The sequence below is a fragment of the Salinivibrio sp. IB574 genome, assembly GCF_001996205.1.
Classification (GTDB): Bacteria; Pseudomonadota; Gammaproteobacteria; order Enterobacterales; family Vibrionaceae; genus Salinivibrio; species Salinivibrio proteolyticus.
Window position 1 is genome coordinate 45,042 of the sequence record NZ_MUFN01000017.1, and the last position, 21,040, is coordinate 66,081.

Genomic DNA, 21,040 nt, shown 5'->3' on the forward strand with positions numbered 1-21,040 from the left:
GCAGGATGTCACTTCATTGGCCCTGAAAACACGTAGCGGTTTCTGCCTGAAAAGACTAGTGGTATGATGAGTTATTAATCAGAGCAAGAAGCAAATTGGAATTAAGATTCAATGGTTATAAAGGCGGATAGCCCAGCAACGTTTGCTGAAAAATATATAATTGAAAGTATTTGGAATAATCACTTCCCGAAAGGGTCGATTCTACCGGCTGAGCGTGAATTATCAGAGCTTATCGGTGTGACCCGAACCACATTACGTGAAGTCTTGCAGCGCTTAGCGCGCGATGGTTGGTTAACTATCCAACATGGCAAACCAACCCGTGTAAACGATTATATGCGCACGTCTGGGCTGAGTATTCTCGATACGTTGGTGACGTTGGAAGGCCAAGATGTCCACGGTGTGCTGGAAGACCTGCTGGCTGCACGCACCGATATTAGCGGTGTTTATATGCGCTATGCGGCAAAAAATCGCCCGCAAGAGTGTATTAATCTTATCGATCATGTGATTAAACGCTGTGAGCAAGTGCTTGAAAGTGAGAGCTTTGAACAGTTTATCGCCTTGATTGATGAGCAAGCCGAGGTGCTTAAAGACGTCAAGAAGATTCAAGATAAGTACGGCAAACAAGATCCCGCACTGTGTGAGCGGATCTCAATGGGACGTGCCTTTAACCACTTCGACTACATGCTGTTCCAAGGCATGGCACATTATTCTGGCAATAAAGTGTATGTATTGACCATTAATGGTATGCGTCAGATTTATTCGCGAGTGGGTGGCTACTACTTTATGGATCGCCGTGCGTGTGAGATTGCATTACGCTTCTACAGTGACTTGCGCGGTTTGATTGAAAACAATCAACATAATGCCATCAGCGATCGAGTGAAGCAGTACGGTCGTGAAAGTGGTGCATTGTGGTTTGGCAATCGTGAAACCATTGCGGCCAATATGGCCGAAGAAGAGGCCTAACCGACGCATAGCTTCAAGCGAGGTGTAATGCTGTTTTGCGCCTCATTGGTTTAAACAGTAAAAAGCCAGAGGCCTTGTGCCTCTGGCTTTTTTGTCTATCTATCTTAGGACGGGACAGGTGGCAAGACTAGCTTCCGACTAACATGTCTGGGTCAAATTGCGGCCGTTTCGGACAGCTACTCAGTATTTTCCCTCGTCCTTCACTGGTTTCCTCTTCGAGGATCACTTCAAATCCCCAGAGTCGATGGACATGTTTCAGCACTTCCTCATAGGAATTGGCTAATGGGATGCGGTTATGAGGCACATAGCGCAGGGTGAGTGACCGATTACCGCGTAAGTCTACATCATAGACTTGGATGTTGGGTTCACGATTACTGAGGTTATATTGAGCAGAGAGTTTTTCTCTCAGCTGGCGGTAACCTTGTTCATTGTGAATACTGGTGACTTCGATGTAACTTTGCTTATCGTCATCATTGACGGCGAAAAGCTTCATATCGCGCATGACCTTGGGCGATAAAAACTGGCTGATAAAGCTCTCGTCTTTAAAGTTCGCCATCGCAAAATGCACCGTATCGAGCCAATCTTTGCCTGCAATCTCTGGGAACCAGTACTTATCTTCTTCGGTTGGGTTTTCACACATTCGGCGAATGTCTTGGAACATGGCAAACCCGAGGGCATAGGGATTGATCCCTGAATAATACTGGCTGTTGTAAGGCGGCTGTGCGACCACGTTGGTATGGCTGTGTAAAAACTCCATGATAAAGCTATCCGTCACCAAGCCCTCATCGTAGAGATGATTCAAAATGGTGTAGTGCCAGAAGGTTGCCCAGCCCTCATTCATCACCTGAGTTTGCTTTTGTGGATAAAAATACTGGCTAATCTTGCGCACGATACGCACGATTTCACGCTGCCACGGCTCTAGCAATGGCGAGTGTTTCTCAAAGAAATACAACAGATTTTCCTGCGGCTCGGCGGGGAAGCGCCGTGTCTCTTGCTCCTGTTCTTTCTTGCCGCCCGGAATGGTACGCCACAGTTCATTCACTTGGGTTTGTAGGTAGTCTTCGCGGGCTTTTTGTCGCGCTTTTTCTTCAGCGAGAGAGATTTTCTGCGGACGCTTGTATCTGTCTACCCCGTAATTCATCAGCGCATGGCAAGAGTCGAGCAAGTTTTCGACTTCGGCGAGGCCATACTTCTCTTCGCATTCACTGATGTAGTTTTTCGCAAACAGCAGATAGTCGATGATCGAACCGGCGTCGGTCCAAGTTTGGAATAGATAGTTGCCCTTAAAAAAAGAGTTGTGGCCATAACAGGCATGTGCCATCACCAAGGCTTGCATGGTGATGGTGTTTTCTTCCATTAAATAGGCAATACAAGGGTCTGAATTGATCACTATCTCATAGGCAAGCCCCATATAGCCGTGCTTATAGTGACGTTCGGTCTCGATAAATTTTTTGCCAAATGACCAGTGATTATAATTAATCGGCATGCCGACGCTTGAGTAAGCATCCATCATTTGCTCGGCAGCGATAATTTCAATCTGGTTGGCGTAGGTATCGAGCCTGTAGTGCTCGGCAACGCGTTTAATTTCCTTGTGATACTGCTCAAGCAGATCAAAGGTCCAATCCGGCCCATCATGGAGCGGCGTCTTACGTTTGCCTTTAGTGACAGCCATACCTAATCTCCCTGAAAAAACATACCGATGCAGAGATGGCGTCAGGCTTCGACCTGACGCTTAAACAATTCGCGGAACACGGGGAAGATATCTTCCGCCGAGCGAATATTCTGCATCGCAAAGTTGTCATGGCTTTCCGCGAGTGCCTCATATTCACGCCATAACGTTTGATGCGCGCGGCGCGTAATCTCGATATAGGCGTAATAGCGGCTGACCGGCAGTAAGCTTTTCTGCAGTAGCTCACGACAACCCGGTGAATCGTCTGCCCAGTTGTCGCCGTCAGACGCTTGGGCGGCATACACGTTCCACTCTGTGGGGTTGTACCTGTCTTTGATGATCTCATCCATCAAGCGCAATGCACTGGAGACAATGGTGCCGCCGGTTTCTTGCGAGTAAAAGAATTCGTGTTCATCGACTTCTTTTGCTTGGGTATGATGGCGAATAAAGACCACCTCTACATTTTTGTAGGTACGGGTTAGGAACAGATACAACAAGATATAAAAGCGTTTTGCGATATCTTTAGTCGCCTGATCCATTGACCCTGACACGTCCATCAGACAAAACATCACCGCTTGGCTACTGGGCTGTGGCCGTTTTTCGTAGTTTTTATAGCGAAGATCGAAGGTATCAATAAAAGGTACCGCGGCGATCTTGCTTTTCAGTGCTGCAATTTCCTCTTCAAGTCGCTTCATCTCCAAAGGCTGTGCTGGCTCAGAGTGACGCAAGCTTTCAAGCGCTTCCTCTAGCTCTGCCAGCTCTCGGCGCTTGCTCGCAGACATCGCGGTGCGACGCGCCAACGAGTTTTGCAATGAGCGCACAATGGCGATATTCGAGGGCACACCATTAGAGGTATACCCCGCTCGGTGGGTCTTATACTCCACCATTTTTTGCATTTGATTTTTCTTCAGATTGGGTAGCTCGAGATCTTCAAACAACAAATCGAGATACTCATCTTTCGAAATTTGGAAGACAAAATCGTCTTGGCCTTCACCGTCTGGACTGGCTTGTCCGTCACCTGCGCCACCACCGCCTTCACCACCGGGGGGGCGTGCAATACGATCGCCGGGGCTAAATTGGTCGTTGCCAGGATGGACAGCATCACGCTGTCCTCCTTTGCCTTGGTGAAAGGTCGGTTCACGGATGTCGCGTGATGGAATCGAAATATCCTCGCCACTTTCGACATCAGTGATTGACCGGTTGTTGACGGCGTCGGCGATTGACTCTTTTATCTGCCTTTTGTGGCGGCGTAAAAAGCGCTGTCGATTGACGGTGCTTTTATTTTTGCCATTGAGCCGACGATCAATAAAATGCGCCATAACTCTCTCCCGTCACGTGTGTCCGCCCTGAAAGGGATGTGCTACGACGATTTACGTACGCGCAAATACCATTCAGATAGCAAGCGAACCTGCTTGCGGGTATATCCTTTTTCCATCATACGAGCGACAAAGTCGTCGTGTTTTTTCTGCTCGTCGCTAGACGTTTTGGTGTTAAATGAAATCACCGGTAGCAAGTCTTCGGTATTGGAGAACATTTTCTTCTCGATGACCGTTTTCAGCTTCTCGTAGCTGGTCCAAGCAGGGTTTTTGCCCTCATTATTGGCACGTGCACGTAGGACGAAATTGACGATCTCGTTACGGAAGTCTTTCGGGTTGCTGATCCCGGCAGGCTTCTCAATTTTCTCCAGTTCGCTATTGAGCGCCGAGCGATCGAACAGTTGGCCAGTGTCTGGGTCGCGGAACTCTTGGTCTTGAATCCAAAAGTCTGCATAAGTTACGTAGCGGTCAAAGATATTCTGGCCATATTCCGAGTAAGACTCGAGATACGCCGTTTGAATTTCTTTGCCGATAAACTCGATATATTTCGGGATTAGATAGCCTTTTAGGTGCTCGAGGTAACGCTCTGCAATTTCTTGTGGGAATTGCTCACGTTCAATTTGTTGCTCAAGGACGTAAAAGAGGTGGACCGGGTTTGCGGCGACTTCTGCGTGGTCAAAGTTAAACACACGAGACAGGATCTTGAACGCAAAGCGGGTTGAGAGCCCATCCATGCCTTCATCGACCCCGGCGTAATCGCGGTACTCTTGGTACGACTTCGCTTTGGGATCGGTGTCTTTGAGGGTTTCACCGTCGTAGACGCGCATTTTCGAATAAATGGACGAGTTCTCAGGATCTTTCAAGCGAGAAAGCACCGTAAAGCGAGCGAGAATATCTAGCGTACTTGGTGAACAAGGCGCTTGTTTTAGCTCACTGTGCGACAAGAGTTTGTCGTAAATACGGATCTCTTCGGAGACGCGTAAGCAATAAGGCACCTTGACGATGTAAACACGGTCGAGGAATGCTTCATTGTTTTTGTTGTTGCGGAATGACTGCCATTCCGATTCGTTGGAGTGAGCGAGAATGATGCCATCAAACGGCAGGGCAGACAGACCTTCGGTCCCGTTGTAGTTACCCTCTTGCGTCGCGGTCAATAAGGGATGTAGCACCTTGATTGGTGCTTTGAACATTTCCACAAACTCCATCAATCCCTGATTGGCCTTACACAGTGCGCCAGAGTAGGAATACGCATCAGGATCGTCTTGCGAAAAGTGTTCGAGCTGACGGATATCGACCTTGCCCACCAAGGAGGAAATATCCTGGTTGTTTTCATCCCCGGGCTCGGTTTTCGCCACGGCGACTTGGTTGAGCACTGAGGGGCGAACCTTCACGACTTTAAATTGACTGATATCGCCACCAAACTCTTTAAGTCGCTTAGCGGCCCAAGGCGACATAATGCTACGAATATAACGCTGCGGGACACCGTACTCTTTTTCTAGCAGGTGACCATCCTCTTCAGCATCAAAAAGGCAGAAAGGATGATCATTGACCGGACTGCGTTCTCCGTTCGCGGTTAGCACGTAAATCGGTACTTGCTGCATCAAGCTTTTCAGTTTTTCAGCAAGCGAGGATTTACCGCCGCCGACAGGGCCGAGTAAGTAAAGGATCTGTTTGCGTTCTTCCAGCCCTTGCGCGGCGTGTTTGAGGTAGGAGACGATTTGCTCAATCGACTCTTCCATGCCATAAAAGTCTTCAAAGGTCTTATAGCGTGAAATAACACGGTTGGAGAAAATACGACTGAGCCGTGGGTCGAGGGAGGTGTCAATSTTCTCTGGTTCACCGATGGCCATCAACAGGCGCTCGGCGGCATTGGCATAAGCGCTGCGATCGTCTCGGCACAGATCCAAGAACTCCTGAAGGCTCAATTCTTCGTCTTTTGCATCTTCGTAACGCTGACGATAATGATCGAAAATAGTCATGGTCCTGCCCCCTAAATCGTCTGATAACTCATAAAGAAAAGGTGGTCCTTTGGCTGAATTTCCCTTTTCCTCATAATAATGTTAGACCCCAATCCACGTTTTTGCGTGAAAGAATTGATTGTTTTTTCGATATTTTTTCCCCTACCATTGATAGGTAAATCAAATAGCCACTTGCAAGACAGCTTAGATTCAAGTTGTTGTAGTAGGCTGTCACGTTGAGAGGGTAATATCAGTGATGGTGTCCACGATAAGTGTGGTTTATGGACAGCTACTGGCCTAATTCTAAATTGTGCGTTGACCAGCAAATTAAGGAAGAATAATGACTGTTAAGCTTGTTAAAGCGGTGGCGGCTTCGTGCCTCATACTCGCCGCGGGAAGTGTTTCGGCAGAAACACGTGTGTCAGCCGGTGTCCTAGCCGCTTTTTCTCCCCAGCCTTATAAGGACACCGATACCGACCCGCTGATCGTACCGACCATTAATGTCGATACTGACCATTTCTATTTCCGAGGACTTACCGCAGGCGCGCGTTTGGCTCCCAAGGATGCCACGCATAACCTCGTCCTATCGACGACCTATGATCCACGTCGTTTTGATCCTGCAGATACCGATGACCCACAGCTAAGTTTACTTGATAAGCGCGATACGTCGGTTGTTTTGGCTCTAGCGTATCAATACCACTCACCAATCGGCCGATTCCAAGCATTAGTCGGTGAGGGGATGACCCATGATAGAGATGGTTTGTACGGGGAAGTCAGCTGGAAATATGGGATGAACCGCCAGCGATGGGGGATTTCACCCGAGGTGGGGTATTCCTACAACAGTAGTGACCTTAATCAACACCTTTATGGGATCAGCGCCGCGGAGGCGTCACGCTCTGGACTATCCGCCTACGAGCCCGGCTCTGCGGGACACTATTTTATTGGTGCAAGTGGTTATGTGATGCTGACAGAGCGAATCCAGCTGCTTGGTGGGGTGCGTTACACCAATCTAGATGACAACATTGCAGATAGCCCAATGGTAGACCAATCAACGGCGACTTCAGGCTACCTTGGCGTGAATTATATTTTTTATTGATTCAGGCCACCAGCGAGTGGTTAGCCTATTCGCTTGGCCACGACCAACATGCAAAAAGGCAGCGTAGGCTGCCTTTTTCGTGTTTGCAGATTATCTAGAACAGCAACTCACCATGTTTTTCGTCATGAATACAGGTAGTCAGTGTGTGACTTTCTCCCGGTGCCAGCTGAATACTGGGCTGCTCAATGGCGGCTTCAATACAGACAAAATGTAGATAGCCGTCGTCGTCCATATCAGACATTTGTACCGAAGCGGCTTGGCCTGGATTCCAGACGACTGCGCTCGTCTCGCCTTGATTATTGACGACAATACGTCGATATCCTGCCGTATCAGTCAGGGTTAATGACGAGGCTGAGTCGGTATAAATGCGGTCGACGGGTTCTTCAAAAGTCACGGTGCCAGAGGCGGGCTTTCTCTGTCCGTGGCTGAAATTGTCGAGATAGTGGCTTCCCACACCCGCGACGGTTGCTTGTTCACTATCCGCAACGGAAAGGTAACTGTGCAGGGCGCCTCCGATCTTAAATGGCAGTGAGTCGGTGTTTTTTACTGTTAAAGCGACATCGAGTGTGTGGGTGAGCCTAAATGTCATAATGGCTTCAAAATCGTGTGGCCACAGTGCACGGGTTTTCGCAGAGGGGAGCAGCGATAATTGAATCGTCACACCTTGTGCATCTTCTTCAATGTGTTGAATGTCCCACATCACGCGGCGTGCAAAGCCATGAGAGGGAGAGCCCGTTTGGCCGAACCAAGGAAAGCAAACAGGAATGCCACCTCGTAGAGGTGTTTTTGCATCGTAGACTGCATTGCCACTCATCCAAATTAGCGGCGCCGCATCGCGTGGAGAAAATGACAGTAAGTGTGCCCCAAATTGACTGATGGTCGCATCACAGGCTGGATGTTGAATCCGAAGAACGGGGACGGCTTGGCGATAACATAAATCAACTGACGCCGAGAGCCGGCGCTCGAAGTGCAGAGTATGAGAAGTCATAATCGCGTCCTTTATTGCGCAGAAACGGCATAGAGCCCATAAACAAAAGGCGGCCAACGGCCGCCTTTAATCAATACTAGGCTAATTGCAACTTACTTAGAGATGTGTGCAACTAGGTCAAGTACTTTGTTTGAGTAGCCGATTTCGTTGTCGTACCAAGACACAACTTTAACGAATTTGTCGGTCAGTGCGATACCTGCTTTGGCATCGAATACTGATGTCTGTACTTCACCGATGAAGTCTTGAGAAACAACCGCATCTTCAGTGTAACCAAGAACACCTTTCAGCTCACCTTCAGACGCTTCTTTCATCGCGGCACAGATTTGCTCGTAAGATGCTGCTTTCTCTAGGTTGACAGTCAGGTCAACAACAGAAACGTTGGCAGTTGGTACGCGGAACGCCATACCAGTCAGTTTACCGTTCAGCTCAGGCAATACTTTACCAACGGCTTTCGCTGCACCAGTTGAAGATGGGATGATGTTCTGAGACGCACCACGGCCACCGCGCCAGTCTTTCGCAGAAGGACCGTCAACAGTTTTCTGAGTTGCAGTGGTTGCGTGAACAGTGGTCATCAGGCCAGACTCGATACCGAACTTGTCGTTCAGTACTTTCGCGATTGGCGCTAGGCAGTTAGTGGTACAAGACGCGTTAGACACGATATCTTGACCCGCATACTCGCTGTGGTTAACACCCATAACGAACATTGGTGTTGCGTCTTTAGATGGACCAGTCAGAACAACTTTCTTCGCACCCGCTTGGATGTGCTGACGCGCTGTTTCGTCAGTCAGGAAGATACCAGTTGCTTCAGCAACAACGTCAACACCAGCCTCATCCCACTTAAGATCTGCTGGGTTGCGCTCTGCCGTTACACGTACTTTCTTACCGTTAACGATCAGGTTGCCGTCTTTCACTTCAACAGTGCCGTTGAAGCGGCCGTGAGTTGAGTCGTACTTCAGCATGTAAGCCATATACTCAACGTCAATCAGGTCGTTGATTGCTACTACTTCAATGTCGTCGCGCTCTACAGAAGCACGGAATACGAAGCGGCCGATACGACCAAAACCGTTAATACCTACTTTGATAGTCATTATGTTGCTCCACAACTTAATTTCTAGTGAGATGAAACTGGTAGTAAAATTACAGAATAGGACCCGTCCATGCAAGGGTAATCGCGCCCAAAATTGTTTAAAGTCAAAAAAAAGTACGGATTTTTTTTACATCACCTAAACATTTTGCGCCCCTGCGACTCTACCTGCCCCTTCTTTGACCAATAGGTACAAAACGAAAAGGTGAGGTATTGGATGACTGCTGGTGTACTGAAAAGCGTAGAAGCAGATGCGCAATCGTGAAAGGCAAGCACATCAATTCCGTTATTTATTGGCGAGCAATGGGTTGGTAAATTACTGACAGATAGAGGGAAGCGCCCGCATTCGCAGGCGCAGGCGCTTTGATGTTAGGTCGGTTCTTTGGGGTCCAGCGCGTTGACTAGCGTGGCTTCGAAATCACCGTCTCGGATCGCCGAAGAGATGTCTTTTGCTAAGCTTTCCAACTGGTTGCGGCGTTCCTCTGACAGAGGATACAGCCGTGCTAACCGATCGCTATCGGCAATGGGTAAGTTATAGTCTTTACCCACTTTGGCCCATAGATACGCATGATCGAAGCGCTCCAACGCATGGTTGGTGGTCGCTAAGGATTTAATCGCTTCAGGGATCACTTCGTCACGTACCTCTTCATCGTTGCCGTCATACAGCTCAAGCACATGCAACAAGATACGAACGGTTTTGGGCCTGTCACGAGAGACGTAATAGGTGGCGAGTCCAAGTTGAAGCTGGGGCGTTTCAAGATGCTGTGTTCCCTCAAGTTTTAGAAATTGAGGTAAAGCGCTGTTATCGCCTTGTGACCAGCGGTAATAAATCACCGGTGGTTGATACGAGTCTTTCAATTCGCGTTCTAAGCGTTCGATAGAATCATAGGCGTGATAGACCGCTTCGGTGCGCTTCGTTTTTCGCTCTTTTAGAGTGGTTGGTTCGATTCCCGCAACCAGCTCCATGCAGCGTAAATAGACTTGCGTCTGTTTGAGTTCGGCCAGTTTATTGAGATCACTGGGCTTTTCATCCACAGCTAACCGTTTGAAAATCAAGTCTGAACGCTCAAAACGGCATTGGCCATCACCAATGTTTAACCCTTCGCACAATTCAGGATGCGTATCACACACTTGGTTGGTGGTCGGTTCTCCCTCACAGCCAGCCAGTAGCAAAAGCATTACGCCAGCAAAGGGAGCAGCAGTGAGTGATTTAGGTAATCTCAAATGCATGGTTGTTCGTATCCTCAATCAGTTGCGGTGAGTATACTTCAAATCTAAGTGTAGTTTATGTCCTAAAGCGTGATTTTGCGCACTGAACTCGAGATGCCGAAAGGCAGGTCGGTTAAGGCATAATAGGGACATGTCAAAAAGCGGAGCCATCCATGGATATTGAACAACTGTTAAAAGCGATGACACCAGAGGTTTACGATCGCTTGTGTTATGCCGTCGAAACGGGAAAGTGGCCCGATGGAACAGCGCTTAACCAAACCCAACGTGATCAAGCACTTCAAGCGGTGATGCTTTACCAATCGCGACATAACGAACAGCCTCAGCATATGACGGTTGCTAAAGGTGGACAGGTAACGTTCAAATCGAAAGCAGAGTTAAAACGTGAGTTTGCGAAGCCGGACGAAGTGCGTATTGATGTAAAGACGAAGCACTGATGAGCCGCTGCGACCGTGGTACGCGCCGCCTGTTAAAGCGGCGCGTTTTTGTATCATTTAGCCGGCAATGAGCAAGGCGAGGGGGATGGAAAGCATCAAACTTAATGCCGTGCGCAATGCCCAAATCACAACCAATCGGAACACGCTGATCGGAATGCTGGTAGCGAGAATGCAGGGAATCGATGCGGAGAAAAACAGTACACTCGACACGCAAGTAATCGCCGCACTAAAACGTAATACAAAGTCTGCCTCACTCAGTAACAGTGCAGGCAGAAACATTTCTGCCAAGCCAGCAGATGCAGCTTGGGCAAGCTGGTGGCCGTTATCTAACCCCCATAGCGCAGTGATGGGGTAAAAAATCCAGCCTAACCACTCAAAGACGGGGGTGTATTTGGCAGCTAACAGCCCTAACAACCCTACCGACATGATCGCAGGCAAGATTGTCATCGTCATCAACAAGCCATCTTTCACGGTGGCAAGCAGGTTGTGACTGACTCGGCCTGCTTGAGCGGCTTGAGATAATCCAGTTTGATAAGCCAGCCCCCAGCGCTGTCCCTTAATAGCTTGTGGTTCCGGCGCTAGCACATTGTCACTTAAGCCTTTAATAGGCGGTAGCCGCACTGTAATGGCGGTGACAATAAAAGTGATGATTAACGCACTCCAAAAATACAGGTTCCAGTGAGACATTAAATCGAGGGTACGGGCCACAATAATCATAAATGTGGCTGAGACGGTCGAGAAACCGGTTGCGATAATGGTGGCCTCTTTGACCGAATATTGCCCATTTTTGTAGACCTTATCCGTAATGAGCAAGCCGAGTGAATAACTGCCAACAAACGAGGCGACCGCATCAATGGCAGAGCGGCCTGGGGTTCGCCAGATGGGACGCATAATCGGCTGGAGCAAAATACCGATAAGTTCAAGTAGACCGTAACTGACCAAAAAGGACAGAAAAATCGCACCGACGGGGACAATCACGCCGACTGAGACCACTAGTTTGTTGAACAGAAAGGGCAGGATATCAGGCTCATGGAGAAAGGCTGGGCCAATTTTGGTGAGCGCCATGAATGCGCTAACGGCACCAATGCATTTTAATAACGTGAATAGCTTCTGTCCGCCGCTTTGCCGCCACTGCCCCGTCCATAGTGGCATAATGGCACCGGCTAAAATAATCAGGAGCACATACAGGTTGATCAGGTTGCCAAAGGTGCTTTTTATCCAACTGACAAGGTGATCGAGCGGAATGGTGGTGTTGCCATCAATAGAAATAGGAACGAAGAAAAACACAATACCAATGGCACTCAGGCCGAACAGGCGCCATAACACCTGCGAATGGGAAGTAACTTGTCTGACGTGCTCCATGTCAGCCTCCAGCTATACAAAATCCTAGATTTGTATATACCAGAATACAGGCTGTAAGGAATGCTGGTCGGTGAAAAGCGTAAAGTGACTCACAGTTTCCACCAACAGTGAGCATTGATGCCAACTAATCATTTGGCGCAGAGAGACTGATTGGACTGGCGAAAAAAGGTGTCAGTTGGTGATTCTCTTCCTGTGCATAATCGCCAAACAGCGGGTGCTGGCTGAGTGCTTCGAGATACTGATTTAGCTGGGTGTAGCTGCTGTCGAGCACTAGTCCTGCCATTTGAGCACAACGAAATAAACTCCACACACTGATGGTGGCCATATTGACCTTATCCGCAGGAATATGGGTAAGGAGTTGTGAAAGGTATTGGCAAGCTTCTGGTAGCGTTTTTAACGCATCATTGACGGCTTGGTGGTCTATGTCTTTTTCGAGCATATGGCCACGCACTACACGCTGATAAAACAGGGTATCCACGATTAAAGGGCTGAGATGGTGACAACAATACCATTCAATCCAGCGTATATCGGCACGGTGACGGGCATTGCCGGGATACAGCAAAGGATCAGGGTACGCATCATCAAGGTACTCGGCCACGATTGTATCGTGATAAATCGTGTGCCCGCCATCGAGCAGTGCAACGATTGTTTGCATGGGCGGGTGGCGCAGCACGACTTCATGCGCTTCAAACGGAGAAGCTGGGACCAGTTCGTAATTCAGTCGTTTAAATCGTAAAGCCAGCGCAATTTTTCGCGTTTGTGGTGATAAAGAATCACCGTGCAACACCATCATTGTGGAACACCCTGATCGGCGAAATGTATGACTAAATTAGCAGATAAAAAAGCCGACATCATTGTCGGCTTCACAAACTCATGATTTTTTGACCAAACTTGAGACGAGCTAGTAATAGCTTAGCTCACCACGTAGATCCTTTTGTACCATGGTGCGAAGGGTCTCAAAAGGCAAGTCTTGACTGAGCAAGAAATGGAGTTTGGCGAGGGCTGCTTCAGGCGTCATATCGTAGCCGCTGAGTACGCCGGCATCAGCAAGGGCACAGCCAGTGGCATATCCCCCCATATTGACACGTCCAGCCAAACATTGGGTTAAGTTCAGTACCAACACCCCGCGTTCTGTTGCTTGTTTGAGTAGCGACAGTAGCTCAGGGTTCTGCGGTGCATTACCCACCCCAAACGTAAGTAAAATCATGGCATTAACAGGTTGCTTTAATGCATTGCGTACCACGTCGGGTGAGATCCCCGGATACATCATAATCACAGCCACTGGTTGGTCGTTGATGGTATGTACTTTAAACGGACCTTGTGCCGGCTGATTAAGAACGGTGGCTTTCACTTCGATATGAATGCCCGCTTCCAACAGTGCGGGTAAATTCGGTGAAGTGAACGCATTAAATCCATCTGCATGCGATTTGGTACTACGATTACCGCGCAGTAATTGATTATTGAAGAATAAAGTCACTTCATTTACCGGATAGTTCGCTGCAATATGCAGGGCGTTCAATAAGTTCGCCTGTCCGTCAGAGCGAAGCTCGGCAATGGGGATCTGAGATCCGGTGACAATCACAGGTTTTTCCAAGTTCTCTAACATGAACGACAACGCCGAGGCGGTATACGCCATGGTGTCGGTACCATGTAAGATCACAAAACCATCGTAGTCGTCGTAATTCGCTCCAATATCGTCAGCAATGCGTTGCCAATCCTCTGGCGTCATATCCGATGAATCAATGAGTGGTTCGTACTCATGAATGGTAAAACGAGGCATTTCTGGACGATGGAATTCTGGCATGTTTTCGAGCTGTTGCTGTAGAAACCCAGAAACAGGCACATAGCCATGATCGGATTTCTGCATGCCGATGGTGCCGCCCGTGTAGGCGATATAAATATGTTTACGTTCCATCATGACAAATCTGCATTAAATGAGCGTGAGCACAGTATACATGTAACCATTACATGGTTGGTACTGCGTAACCACACAGAATCGAGGAAAACTTTGGGATAAAGCTCCGACCAGGACGGCCGGAGCAAAGCGTGCTACTGATACTGGCAATTTAAGCAGAACAAGTAACGGCCTTGAGGATCGTTAAATTGTTCGAGCATTGTCACCGATTGTAACTGCGGTGACGCCAGTAACTGGCTTGCAAACGTCGGGAGGTTCGCCTGCATCGCTTGGCCAAAAACCGACGCGGTTTGGCCGAGCATCTCAGTCATAAACTGCTCGAACGGCGTCAGTGGTTTTTGCATCCAATCCAGCTGATAGTTTTCCAAGCCCGCCAATTCTGCTGCTTGTTTCACCGCATCATCAAAGTCGCCTAATTGATCGACTAACCCGAATTTCAGCGCGTCGCTACCGGTCCATACGCGACCTTGAGCTACTTTATCTGTTTCTTCCAAAGACAGGTTGCGGTGCGTGCTAACCAAGGAAATAAAGCGGTGATAGCCGTGCTCAATGCCCAGTTGCATGATTTGGCTGACATCTTCAGGCAAGGCCCGAGTTACACCAACTCCCGAGAAAGGGGTTGTGCCTACGCCATCTGTGTGGACACCAATATCTTCCAGCGTGTTCTCAAAGGTGGTGAACAGGCTAAAGATACCGATAGAGCCGGTAATGGTGGTTGGCTGTGCGACGATGCGATCTGCGCTGGCAGAGATCCAGTAGCCGCCAGAAGCCGCGACGCTAGACATAGAAACCACCACAGGCTTACCAGCTTCGCGCAGTGCATCGACCTCATTGCGGATAATTTCAGAAGCAAACGCACTACCGCCTGGGCTATCTACACGCAACACAACTGCTTTAACACTGTCGTCAAGGCGAGCATCGCGTAGCATCGCCGCCGTGGTATCACCACCGACGGTTCCTGGGCGCTGAACGCCATCCATAATCGGGCCACTGGCGACAACGACGGCAATATTATTGTCACCGGGGATGGCAAAGCGAGATTGAATTTTGGGTAGATAGTCGTAGTAGCTGGTGTACTCAAAACTGTCTTCCCCGTCGCTGCCAAATTTATCGGCAAGATAACGACGGATCTCTTGACGGGTCATCAACTCATCAACAATGCCAATATGTTTGGAAAGCGACGCAAAATCTCCCCCAAACGCCTCTAATGAGGTAATGAGTGTATCGGCAGAGGGAGAGAACATCGTCGCTTTAATGCCACGGTTTTTCGCCACATCGGTTACATACGCGTTCCAAAGCTGGTCGAGCCATGCTTGATTCGCTTCACGCGCCTGTGGAGACATGTCGGTGCGTGTATAGGGTTCGACAAAGGACTTATAGGTGCCGACTCGGAAAACGTGAGTCGAGACATCTAATTTATCGAGTAGATCCTTCCAATACAGGTTGTAACTGCCATACCCTTGGAGCATCACCATGCCATCTGGTGACATCAGAATTTCGTCAGCATAGCTCGCTAAATAGTACTGACTTTGGCTATACATCCCACCACTCGCCACGACCGCTTTACCACTTTGCTTGAACTCATCGATAGCTTTGGCGATATAGCGAAGCTTGGTCAGGCTCGTGGATGGCATGTCGCCTAGGCTAAGCACCAACCCGTTAATTTTATCATCCGTCGCGGCATGGCGGATGGTATCGACGATATCAAAGAGTACGTTTTCGGTTTCAATCGGTTGTCCGAGCGCGTTGCGTGAGAGGGTATCGATCGGATCGATACGACGGCGCTGTTCAACAATGGGGCCGTTTATATTCAGTAACAACGCGTGCGGGGCGGGTTCAGCTTGAACGGCTTTTTTCGCGGTTGTGTCACCGGTTGGCAGCGGTGAATCGGCGGTTATCGCCCAATAAATGCCCACAATAACAGCAATGAAAAGCACATTTAACAAAAGCTGACGCACGAACCCAATAGCAACCCAAAGCCATCGGAACAAAGATGCAATGAAGCGAAACAGTTTTTTCATACTCTAATCCATCGATATATGTCGCTGATATCCTAGCTGATCACTGCAAGGATCGATAGCCCAAGCTTATCCCGTATCCGACAGAGTGGGGAGGAAATTCCTACTGAGATCAACTATTCGACAATCGATGTTGCTGGTTTGTAAACGAACGTTTGAAAAACAGTAGCCGACAGCGCTATAGTCTGGTCAGACCACAACAATAAGTGAGCAAGCAATGGAACAGCACTCTTACCCCCATATGCTAGCCCCGCTAGACCTCGGGTTTACAACATTGAAAAACCGCGTTCTGATGGGCTCGATGCATACCGGATTGGAAGAAGCCAATGACGGTTTTAAAAAGCTCGCAGCCTTTTACGCAGAGCGCGCGAAAGGCGACGTTGGCTTAATTGTTACTGGTGGCTTTTCGCCGAATTTTCGCGGTCGATTGACTCCATTTAGCGCACAGTTTAGCTCTGGGCGTGCCGCTCGTGCTCATCGAGCCATCACAGATGCGGTACACGCTAATGGCGGAAAGATAGCACTCCAATTGCTTCATGCCGGACGTTATGCCTTCCATCCGTTTGCCCAAAGTGCCTCCGCAATCCGCGCTCCAATCAGTAAGTTCACGCCTTTTGCCATGAGCGAGAGGTCGATTTGGCGTACGATCAAAGCCTTCGGCCGCAGCGCCGCGCTCGCGCGAGAAGCGGGTTATGACGGGGTTGAAATCATGGGATCTGAAGGTTATCTCATCAACCAATTTTTCTGCCATCGTGCCAACCGCCGTTATGATCAATGGGGCGGCTCGGTGGAAAATCGCATGCGTTTTGCCGTGGAAGTCATGCGTGCGGTAAGAAAAGCGGCCGGTGACGATTTTATTGTGATCTTCCGATTATCAATGTTGGATTTGGTCGAGCAAGGCAACACCTTTGACGATGTGGTCGCGCTAGCGAAAGGCCTAGAGCAGGCCGGTGTCACCATTATTAATACCGGTATTGGCTGGCATGAAGCGCGCGTTCCAACCATCGCAACGCAAGTTCCTCGTGGCGCCTTTAGTTGGGTGACAGAAAAGCTCAAAGGTGAGGTGTCGGTGCCTCTGGTTACCTGCAACCGAATTAATACCCCAGAGGTGGCCGAACAGATTCTCGCTAGCGGTCAGGCTGATATGGTTTCGATGGCACGTCCTTTCTTGGCCGATGCTGCCTTTGTTGCCAAAGCTAAGGCTGGGCAATCGGAGGACATCAATACCTGTATTGCCTGTAACCAAGCGTGCTTGGATCATGTGTTTAAAGGTAAGCGAGCCAGTTGCTTGGTGAACCCGAAAGCTTGCTACGAAACAGAGTTAGTGGCGACGCCAGTTCGGCAAGTGAAAACGGTGGCTGTCGTGGGAGGCGGAATGGCTGGGATCAGCTGTGCCACCGAAGCGGCTGAGCGAGGCCATACAGTGACCTTGTTTGAAAAATCTGATCGCTTAGGTGGGCAGTTTAATTTAGCGATGACCATTCCCGGCAAAGAAGAGTTCCAAGAGACCATTCGCTATTACTTGCGTCGTTTGGAGAAAGCCGGTGTCACCGTCCATCTTAATCACAGTGTTGAGGTCGACACCCTCAGGGAATTCGATGAGGTAGTGGTTGCAACGGGGGTTAAGCCTCGCCGCCCCGCGATTGAGGGCATTAATCATCCTAAGGTGATTGACTATCAAACCTTTATTCGTGAGCAACCTGAGTTGGGGAGTCACATTGCGATTATCGGCGCGGGCGGGATCGGCGTGGATGTGGCCACTATGATCACTGAACCTGCGAATCAACAACTGGATGACTGGTTGAAAGAGTGGGGGATCGATAAAACCATTTCCCACGAAGGGGGATTGTACCCTGCCCATGACACCAAGAGTGACAAGCAAGTATGGGTCCTGCAGCGTCGGGAAGGCCGTGTTGGCAAAGGCCCAGGGAAAACCACAGGTTGGATCCATCGTAAAACTTTGCAAAAACGAGGTGTAAATTTAGTGGGCGGTGTGACCTACCATAAAATTGATGATGGGGGATTACACATCAGCATCAAAGATGAGCCTCATGTCATTCCTGCCGACCAGATTATTCTCTGTGCTGGTCAAGAGTCTGTGAATGCGTTGGCCAAGACACTTGAGGCGGAAGGTTTGCCATTCCATTTGATTGGCGGGGCGGAGCATGCGGGAGAGCTAGATGCTAAACGGGCCATTCGTCAGGGCATTGAAACCGCACTCGCGCTGTAAACCCGTATAAACTGCGCGACTTTGTCGCGCAGTGGCTGTGTTAGCATAAAGCAATCAGTTCGATACGCTGCGGTGATACCGTGGTTGCATATACGGGTTACAAGGAAAAGACCATGAACGCACTTGATTTGCTATTACAGCGCCGCTCTATTCCACGTTTAGCCGAGCCAGCGCCAAGCGGCCAAATGTTAGAGAACATTCTTCAAGCTGGGTTGCGCGCCCCTGATCACGGAGCATTAACGCCTTGGCAGTTTGTGGTGTGTGAAGGTGAAGGATTAACGCGGCTATCTCAGATTTTAGTGGAGGCCGCGAAAGCCGATGGCGCGGACGATACTGCGATAGAAAAAGCCAAACAAGCACCGTTTCGCGCACCGATGGTCATTGCGGTCATTGCGCGTACACGCTTTCATGAAAAAGTCCCGACGATTGAACAGCATATCTCCGCCGGTTGTGCCACCCAAGCAATGCAAATGGCAGCAGTTGCGCAAGGTTTTCAAGGGTTTTGGCGTACCGGCACCTTTGCCTATCACCCTGTTGTGCGCCAAGCGCTAGATGTAGATGGTGATGATGCGATTGTCGGCTTTTTGTATCTCGGCACCCCAGATTGCGCACCGGCTAATGCGCCAACGCGTGATACCAGCAAATACGTGAAGTATCTCTAATTCACTTTTAAAGACCTGTGCATATGTACAGGTTTTTTATTGCGCCCGCCATACGCTTTGCATACCATGTGGTTCATTGCACAGAGTTAGAGAGTGATATGGCGCGCCTATTTATCGCCGAGAAGCCCAGCCTCGGCAGAGCCATTGCCGCCGGTTTGTCCAAACCGCAAAAAAACCACAAAGGCTATATCGAAACCGCCAACGGTGATGTGGTGACATGGTGTATCGGCCACTTGCTTGAGCAAGTCGAGCCGGACGCGTATGACAGCCAGTACAAGCAATGGAAGTTAGCACATCTGCCTATCGTGCCTCAGCAATGGAAACTGCGTCCGCGTAAGTCAGCGGCTGGTCAATTAGCGATCGTGAAAAAACTGATCAAGCAGTTTGATCACCTCGTACACGCAGGTGATCCTGATCGCGAAGGACAACTACTGGTTGATGAAGTCATTGATTATGCGGGAGTGAGTACAGCGAAAARGGCACGTATTCAGCGCTTGTTAGTCAGCGATCTAAACGTGTCGGCCGTGAAAAAAGCGCTCAACAAAATGGGTGACAATCACGCCTTTGTTCCTCTGTCGGTGTCAGCTTTGGCGCGCTCTCGCGCTGATTGGCTCTATGGGATGAATTTGTCACGTGCCTACACGTTACTCGGTCAACAAGCGGGTTACCAAGGCGTGCTGTCTGTAGGACGTGTTCAAACCCCAGTACTGGGTTTGGTGGTCCGTCGCGACCAAGAGATCGAAGACTTTGTCCCTCATCCTTTCTATCAACTCGATGCTCTGTTGCCGTATCAATGTGAAATGATCCGAGCTAGATGGCAGCCTAGTGACGCGTGCGCGCAATGGCAAGATGCACAAGGGCGCGTAATTTCTCGCGCTCTGGCTGAGAATGTTGCTAATCGTATTGCTGGCCAACCGGCAAAGGTGACAGAGGCCGAGCGTCAAACCCGTAAGCAGGCTGCGCCGCTGCCCTATAATTTGTCGGCCCTGCAAATTGATGCATCCAAACGGTTTGGCTTTAGTGCGCAAAAAGCGCTAGATATCTGCCAGCAGCTTTATGAGCGACATAAATTGATTACCTATCCGCGTTCGGACTGTCGATACCTGCCTAAGGGCCACTTTGCGGAGGCAGGTAAAGTCGTGCAAGCGATTCAACAAGGGTGCGAACCGCTTATCGATGCGTGCGATCAGGCAGATACCTCTAGAAAGAACAAAGCATGGAACGATGCAAAGGTCGGCGCGCACCATGCCATTATTCCCACCGCAAAAGCGGCGCTTGCTGGGCTTTCTAGTGATGAAGCCAAGCTTTACCAGCTCATCGCGCGCCAGTATCTCATGCAATTTTATCCACCGGCGGAATATGCAGAAGGCAAACTGGTGTTTGATATCGCGGGCGGTTGCTTTATAGCCAAAGGAAAAGTCCTGACCGTTGCAGGTTGGCGTTCGCTACTGCCGAATACGCAAGTAGCTGAGGCGTCAGCGAGCCCCTTGCCTCACTTACAGCCGGGCGAGCAACTAGTGTGTGAGCGCGGTGAGATAAAAGATTGTATGACGGAGCCGCCGGCCGCCTTTACCGAATCGAGTTTGTTGCAGGCGATGACGGGGATCGGTCGCTATGTGCAAGATAAAAAACTGAAGGATATTTTACGAGAAACCGATGGTTTAGGGACTGAAGCAACCCGAGCCGGGATCATCGAGTTGTTGCTAAAGCGTGGCTTGTTACAGCGCCAAGGCAAAACCTTACATGCGACACCGAGTGGAAAAGGGCTAATCGCCGCGTTGCCGGAGAGCGCGACCTATCCAGATATGACCGCACAATGGGAGCGCCAACTGCAAGACATGGCAGAAAAAAAATGCGCCTATCAACCTTTTATGCATGCATTGACCGAACAATTACAAGGTTTGATTGAGACGGTAAAAACCGCACCGCCCCCCACATCGTTGAAGAACTTACCGCCGCCACCCAAGCGTCAATTTACCCGTAAACGTCGCACGGGGGATAAAACGCCCCGGCGCAAGCGTGCACCCAAACGACAAGCGTCTACAGGCTGATGCTATGGGATTAAAACGCATAAGCGGCAATACAGCCCACTAACGTCATGACAAACAAAAAGAG

The 21,040-nt window shown here is 49.5% G+C and carries 16 protein-coding genes; 6 read left to right on the forward strand and 10 right to left on the reverse strand.

The annotated features are described in order from the left end of the window. Positions 1 to 111: 111 nt before the first annotated feature. A complete protein-coding gene (gene fadR / locus BZJ17_RS10035; protein ID WP_069590007.1) occupies positions 112 to 963 on the forward strand; it encodes a fatty acid metabolism transcriptional regulator FadR in 852 nt (283 codons plus the stop codon). Between the two features lie 127 nt (positions 964 to 1,090). Here fadR and BZJ17_RS10040 read toward each other — a convergent pair whose 3' ends face one another. The 3 genes from BZJ17_RS10040 to BZJ17_RS10050 are packed head-to-tail and all read right to left on the reverse strand — an operon-like array spanning position 1,091 to position 5,927. Further along, complete coding sequence (locus tag BZJ17_RS10040) at positions 1,091 to 2,635, reverse strand: SpoVR family protein (RefSeq protein WP_077640608.1); 1,545 nt, start codon at positions 2,633 to 2,635, stop codon at positions 1,091 to 1,093. A 41-nt stretch (positions 2,636 to 2,676) separates the two neighbouring features. Continuing rightward, positions 2,677 to 3,951 (reverse strand): YeaH/YhbH family protein, encoded by a 1,275-nt coding sequence (locus tag BZJ17_RS10045; protein WP_069590011.1) that lies wholly within the window; start codon positions 3,949 to 3,951, stop codon positions 2,677 to 2,679. A 41-nt stretch (positions 3,952 to 3,992) separates the two neighbouring features. After that, entirely contained in the window at positions 3,993 to 5,927 is a 1,935-nt protein-coding gene (locus BZJ17_RS10050) for a PrkA family serine protein kinase (protein WP_077640609.1), read from the reverse strand. 319 nt (positions 5,928 to 6,246) lie between these two features. Here BZJ17_RS10050 and BZJ17_RS10055 point away from each other — a divergent pair, with 319 nt between their 5' ends. Further along, entirely contained in the window at positions 6,247 to 7,002 is a 756-nt protein-coding gene (locus tag BZJ17_RS10055) for a MipA/OmpV family protein (protein ID WP_077640610.1), read from the forward strand. 94 nt (positions 7,003 to 7,096) lie between these two features. On the opposite strand, the gene BZJ17_RS10060 is transcribed toward BZJ17_RS10055, so the two are convergent. From BZJ17_RS10060 to BZJ17_RS10070, 3 genes are all read right to left on the reverse strand, one after another. Next, the gene (locus BZJ17_RS10060; protein ID WP_077640611.1) at positions 7,097 to 7,990 is read right to left on the reverse strand and encodes a D-hexose-6-phosphate mutarotase; all 894 of its coding nucleotides are present in this window, start codon (positions 7,988 to 7,990) and stop codon (positions 7,097 to 7,099) included. Between the two features lie 92 nt (positions 7,991 to 8,082). Continuing rightward, positions 8,083 to 9,078, reverse strand: coding sequence for a glyceraldehyde-3-phosphate dehydrogenase (gene gapA, locus BZJ17_RS10065; protein WP_069590018.1), 996 nt, complete (start codon positions 9,076 to 9,078; stop codon positions 8,083 to 8,085). A gap of 365 nt (positions 9,079 to 9,443) precedes the next feature. After that, entirely contained in the window at positions 9,444 to 10,304 is an 861-nt protein-coding gene (locus BZJ17_RS10070; protein ID WP_077640612.1) for a DUF2989 domain-containing protein, read from the reverse strand. A gap of 152 nt (positions 10,305 to 10,456) precedes the next feature. On the opposite strand from BZJ17_RS10070, the gene BZJ17_RS10075 reads away from it, so the two are divergent. Next, positions 10,457 to 10,738, forward strand: a complete 282-nt coding sequence (locus tag BZJ17_RS10075) for a DUF1315 family protein (protein WP_069590022.1) — start codon at positions 10,457 to 10,459, stop codon at positions 10,736 to 10,738. Positions 10,739 to 10,795: 57 nt separating this feature from the next. On the opposite strand, the gene BZJ17_RS10080 is transcribed toward BZJ17_RS10075, so the two are convergent. The 4 genes from BZJ17_RS10080 to sppA all read right to left on the reverse strand — a co-directional run bounded on the left by BZJ17_RS10080 (position 10,796) and on the right by sppA (position 16,036). Beyond that, positions 10,796 to 12,100 carry a YjiH family protein gene (locus tag BZJ17_RS10080; protein WP_077640613.1) on the reverse strand — a complete coding sequence of 435 codons (1,305 nt, stop codon included), beginning with the start codon at positions 12,098 to 12,100 and terminating at the stop codon, positions 10,796 to 10,798. Positions 12,101 to 12,224: 124 nt separating this feature from the next. Then, positions 12,225 to 12,893, reverse strand: coding sequence for a glutathione S-transferase family protein (locus BZJ17_RS10085; RefSeq protein WP_077640614.1), 669 nt, complete (start codon positions 12,891 to 12,893; stop codon positions 12,225 to 12,227). Between the two features lie 108 nt (positions 12,894 to 13,001). Then, positions 13,002 to 14,015 (reverse strand): asparaginase, encoded by a 1,014-nt coding sequence (gene ansA, locus BZJ17_RS10090; RefSeq protein ID WP_077640620.1) that lies wholly within the window; start codon positions 14,013 to 14,015, stop codon positions 13,002 to 13,004. A gap of 134 nt (positions 14,016 to 14,149) precedes the next feature. Continuing rightward, positions 14,150 to 16,036 (reverse strand): signal peptide peptidase SppA, encoded by a 1,887-nt coding sequence (sppA, locus tag BZJ17_RS10095; protein WP_077640615.1) that lies wholly within the window; start codon positions 16,034 to 16,036, stop codon positions 14,150 to 14,152. A gap of 214 nt (positions 16,037 to 16,250) precedes the next feature. On the opposite strand from sppA, the gene BZJ17_RS10100 reads away from it, so the two are divergent. From BZJ17_RS10100 to BZJ17_RS10110, 3 genes are all read left to right on the forward strand, one after another. Continuing rightward, positions 16,251 to 18,263, forward strand: a complete 2,013-nt coding sequence (locus BZJ17_RS10100; protein WP_077640616.1) for an NADPH-dependent 2,4-dienoyl-CoA reductase — start codon at positions 16,251 to 16,253, stop codon at positions 18,261 to 18,263. A 113-nt stretch (positions 18,264 to 18,376) separates the two neighbouring features. Further along, positions 18,377 to 18,925 carry an NAD(P)H nitroreductase gene (locus BZJ17_RS10105; protein WP_077640617.1) on the forward strand — a complete coding sequence of 183 codons (549 nt, stop codon included), beginning with the start codon at positions 18,377 to 18,379 and terminating at the stop codon, positions 18,923 to 18,925. A gap of 98 nt (positions 18,926 to 19,023) precedes the next feature. After that, entirely contained in the window at positions 19,024 to 20,976 is a 1,953-nt protein-coding gene (locus BZJ17_RS10110; RefSeq protein WP_077640621.1) for a DNA topoisomerase III, read from the forward strand. Positions 20,977 to 21,040: the final 64 nt, after the last annotated feature.

Coding starts and splice junctions, on each gene's coding strand:
- BZJ17_RS10055 (WP_077640610.1), top strand. CDS start 6,247: ATGACTGTTAAGCTTGTTAAAGCGGTGGCGGCTTCGTGCCTCATACTC.
- sppA (WP_077640615.1), bottom strand. CDS start 16,036: ATGAAAAAACTGTTTCGCTTCATTGCATCTTTGTTCCGATGGCTTTGG.
- BZJ17_RS10080 (WP_077640613.1), bottom strand. CDS start 12,100: ATGGAGCACGTCAGACAAGTTACTTCCCATTCGCAGGTGTTATGGCGC.
- fadR (WP_069590007.1), top strand. CDS start 112: ATGGTTATAAAGGCGGATAGCCCAGCAACGTTTGCTGAAAAATATATA.
- BZJ17_RS10060 (WP_077640611.1), bottom strand. CDS start 7,990: ATGACTTCTCATACTCTGCACTTCGAGCGCCGGCTCTCGGCGTCAGTT.
- BZJ17_RS10045 (WP_069590011.1), bottom strand. CDS start 3,951: ATGGCGCATTTTATTGATCGTCGGCTCAATGGCAAAAATAAAAGCACC.
- BZJ17_RS10075 (WP_069590022.1), top strand. CDS start 10,457: ATGGATATTGAACAACTGTTAAAAGCGATGACACCAGAGGTTTACGAT.
- BZJ17_RS10100 (WP_077640616.1), top strand. CDS start 16,251: ATGGAACAGCACTCTTACCCCCATATGCTAGCCCCGCTAGACCTCGGG.
- BZJ17_RS10070 (WP_077640612.1), bottom strand. CDS start 10,304: ATGCATTTGAGATTACCTAAATCACTCACTGCTGCTCCCTTTGCTGGC.
- BZJ17_RS10040 (WP_077640608.1), bottom strand. CDS start 2,635: ATGGCTGTCACTAAAGGCAAACGTAAGACGCCGCTCCATGATGGGCCG.
- gapA (WP_069590018.1), bottom strand. CDS start 9,078: ATGACTATCAAAGTAGGTATTAACGGTTTTGGTCGTATCGGCCGCTTC.
- BZJ17_RS10085 (WP_077640614.1), bottom strand. CDS start 12,893: ATGATGGTGTTGCACGGTGATTCTTTATCACCACAAACGCGAAAAATT.
- BZJ17_RS10105 (WP_077640617.1), top strand. CDS start 18,377: ATGAACGCACTTGATTTGCTATTACAGCGCCGCTCTATTCCACGTTTA.
- ansA (WP_077640620.1), bottom strand. CDS start 14,015: ATGGAACGTAAACATATTTATATCGCCTACACGGGCGGCACCATCGGC.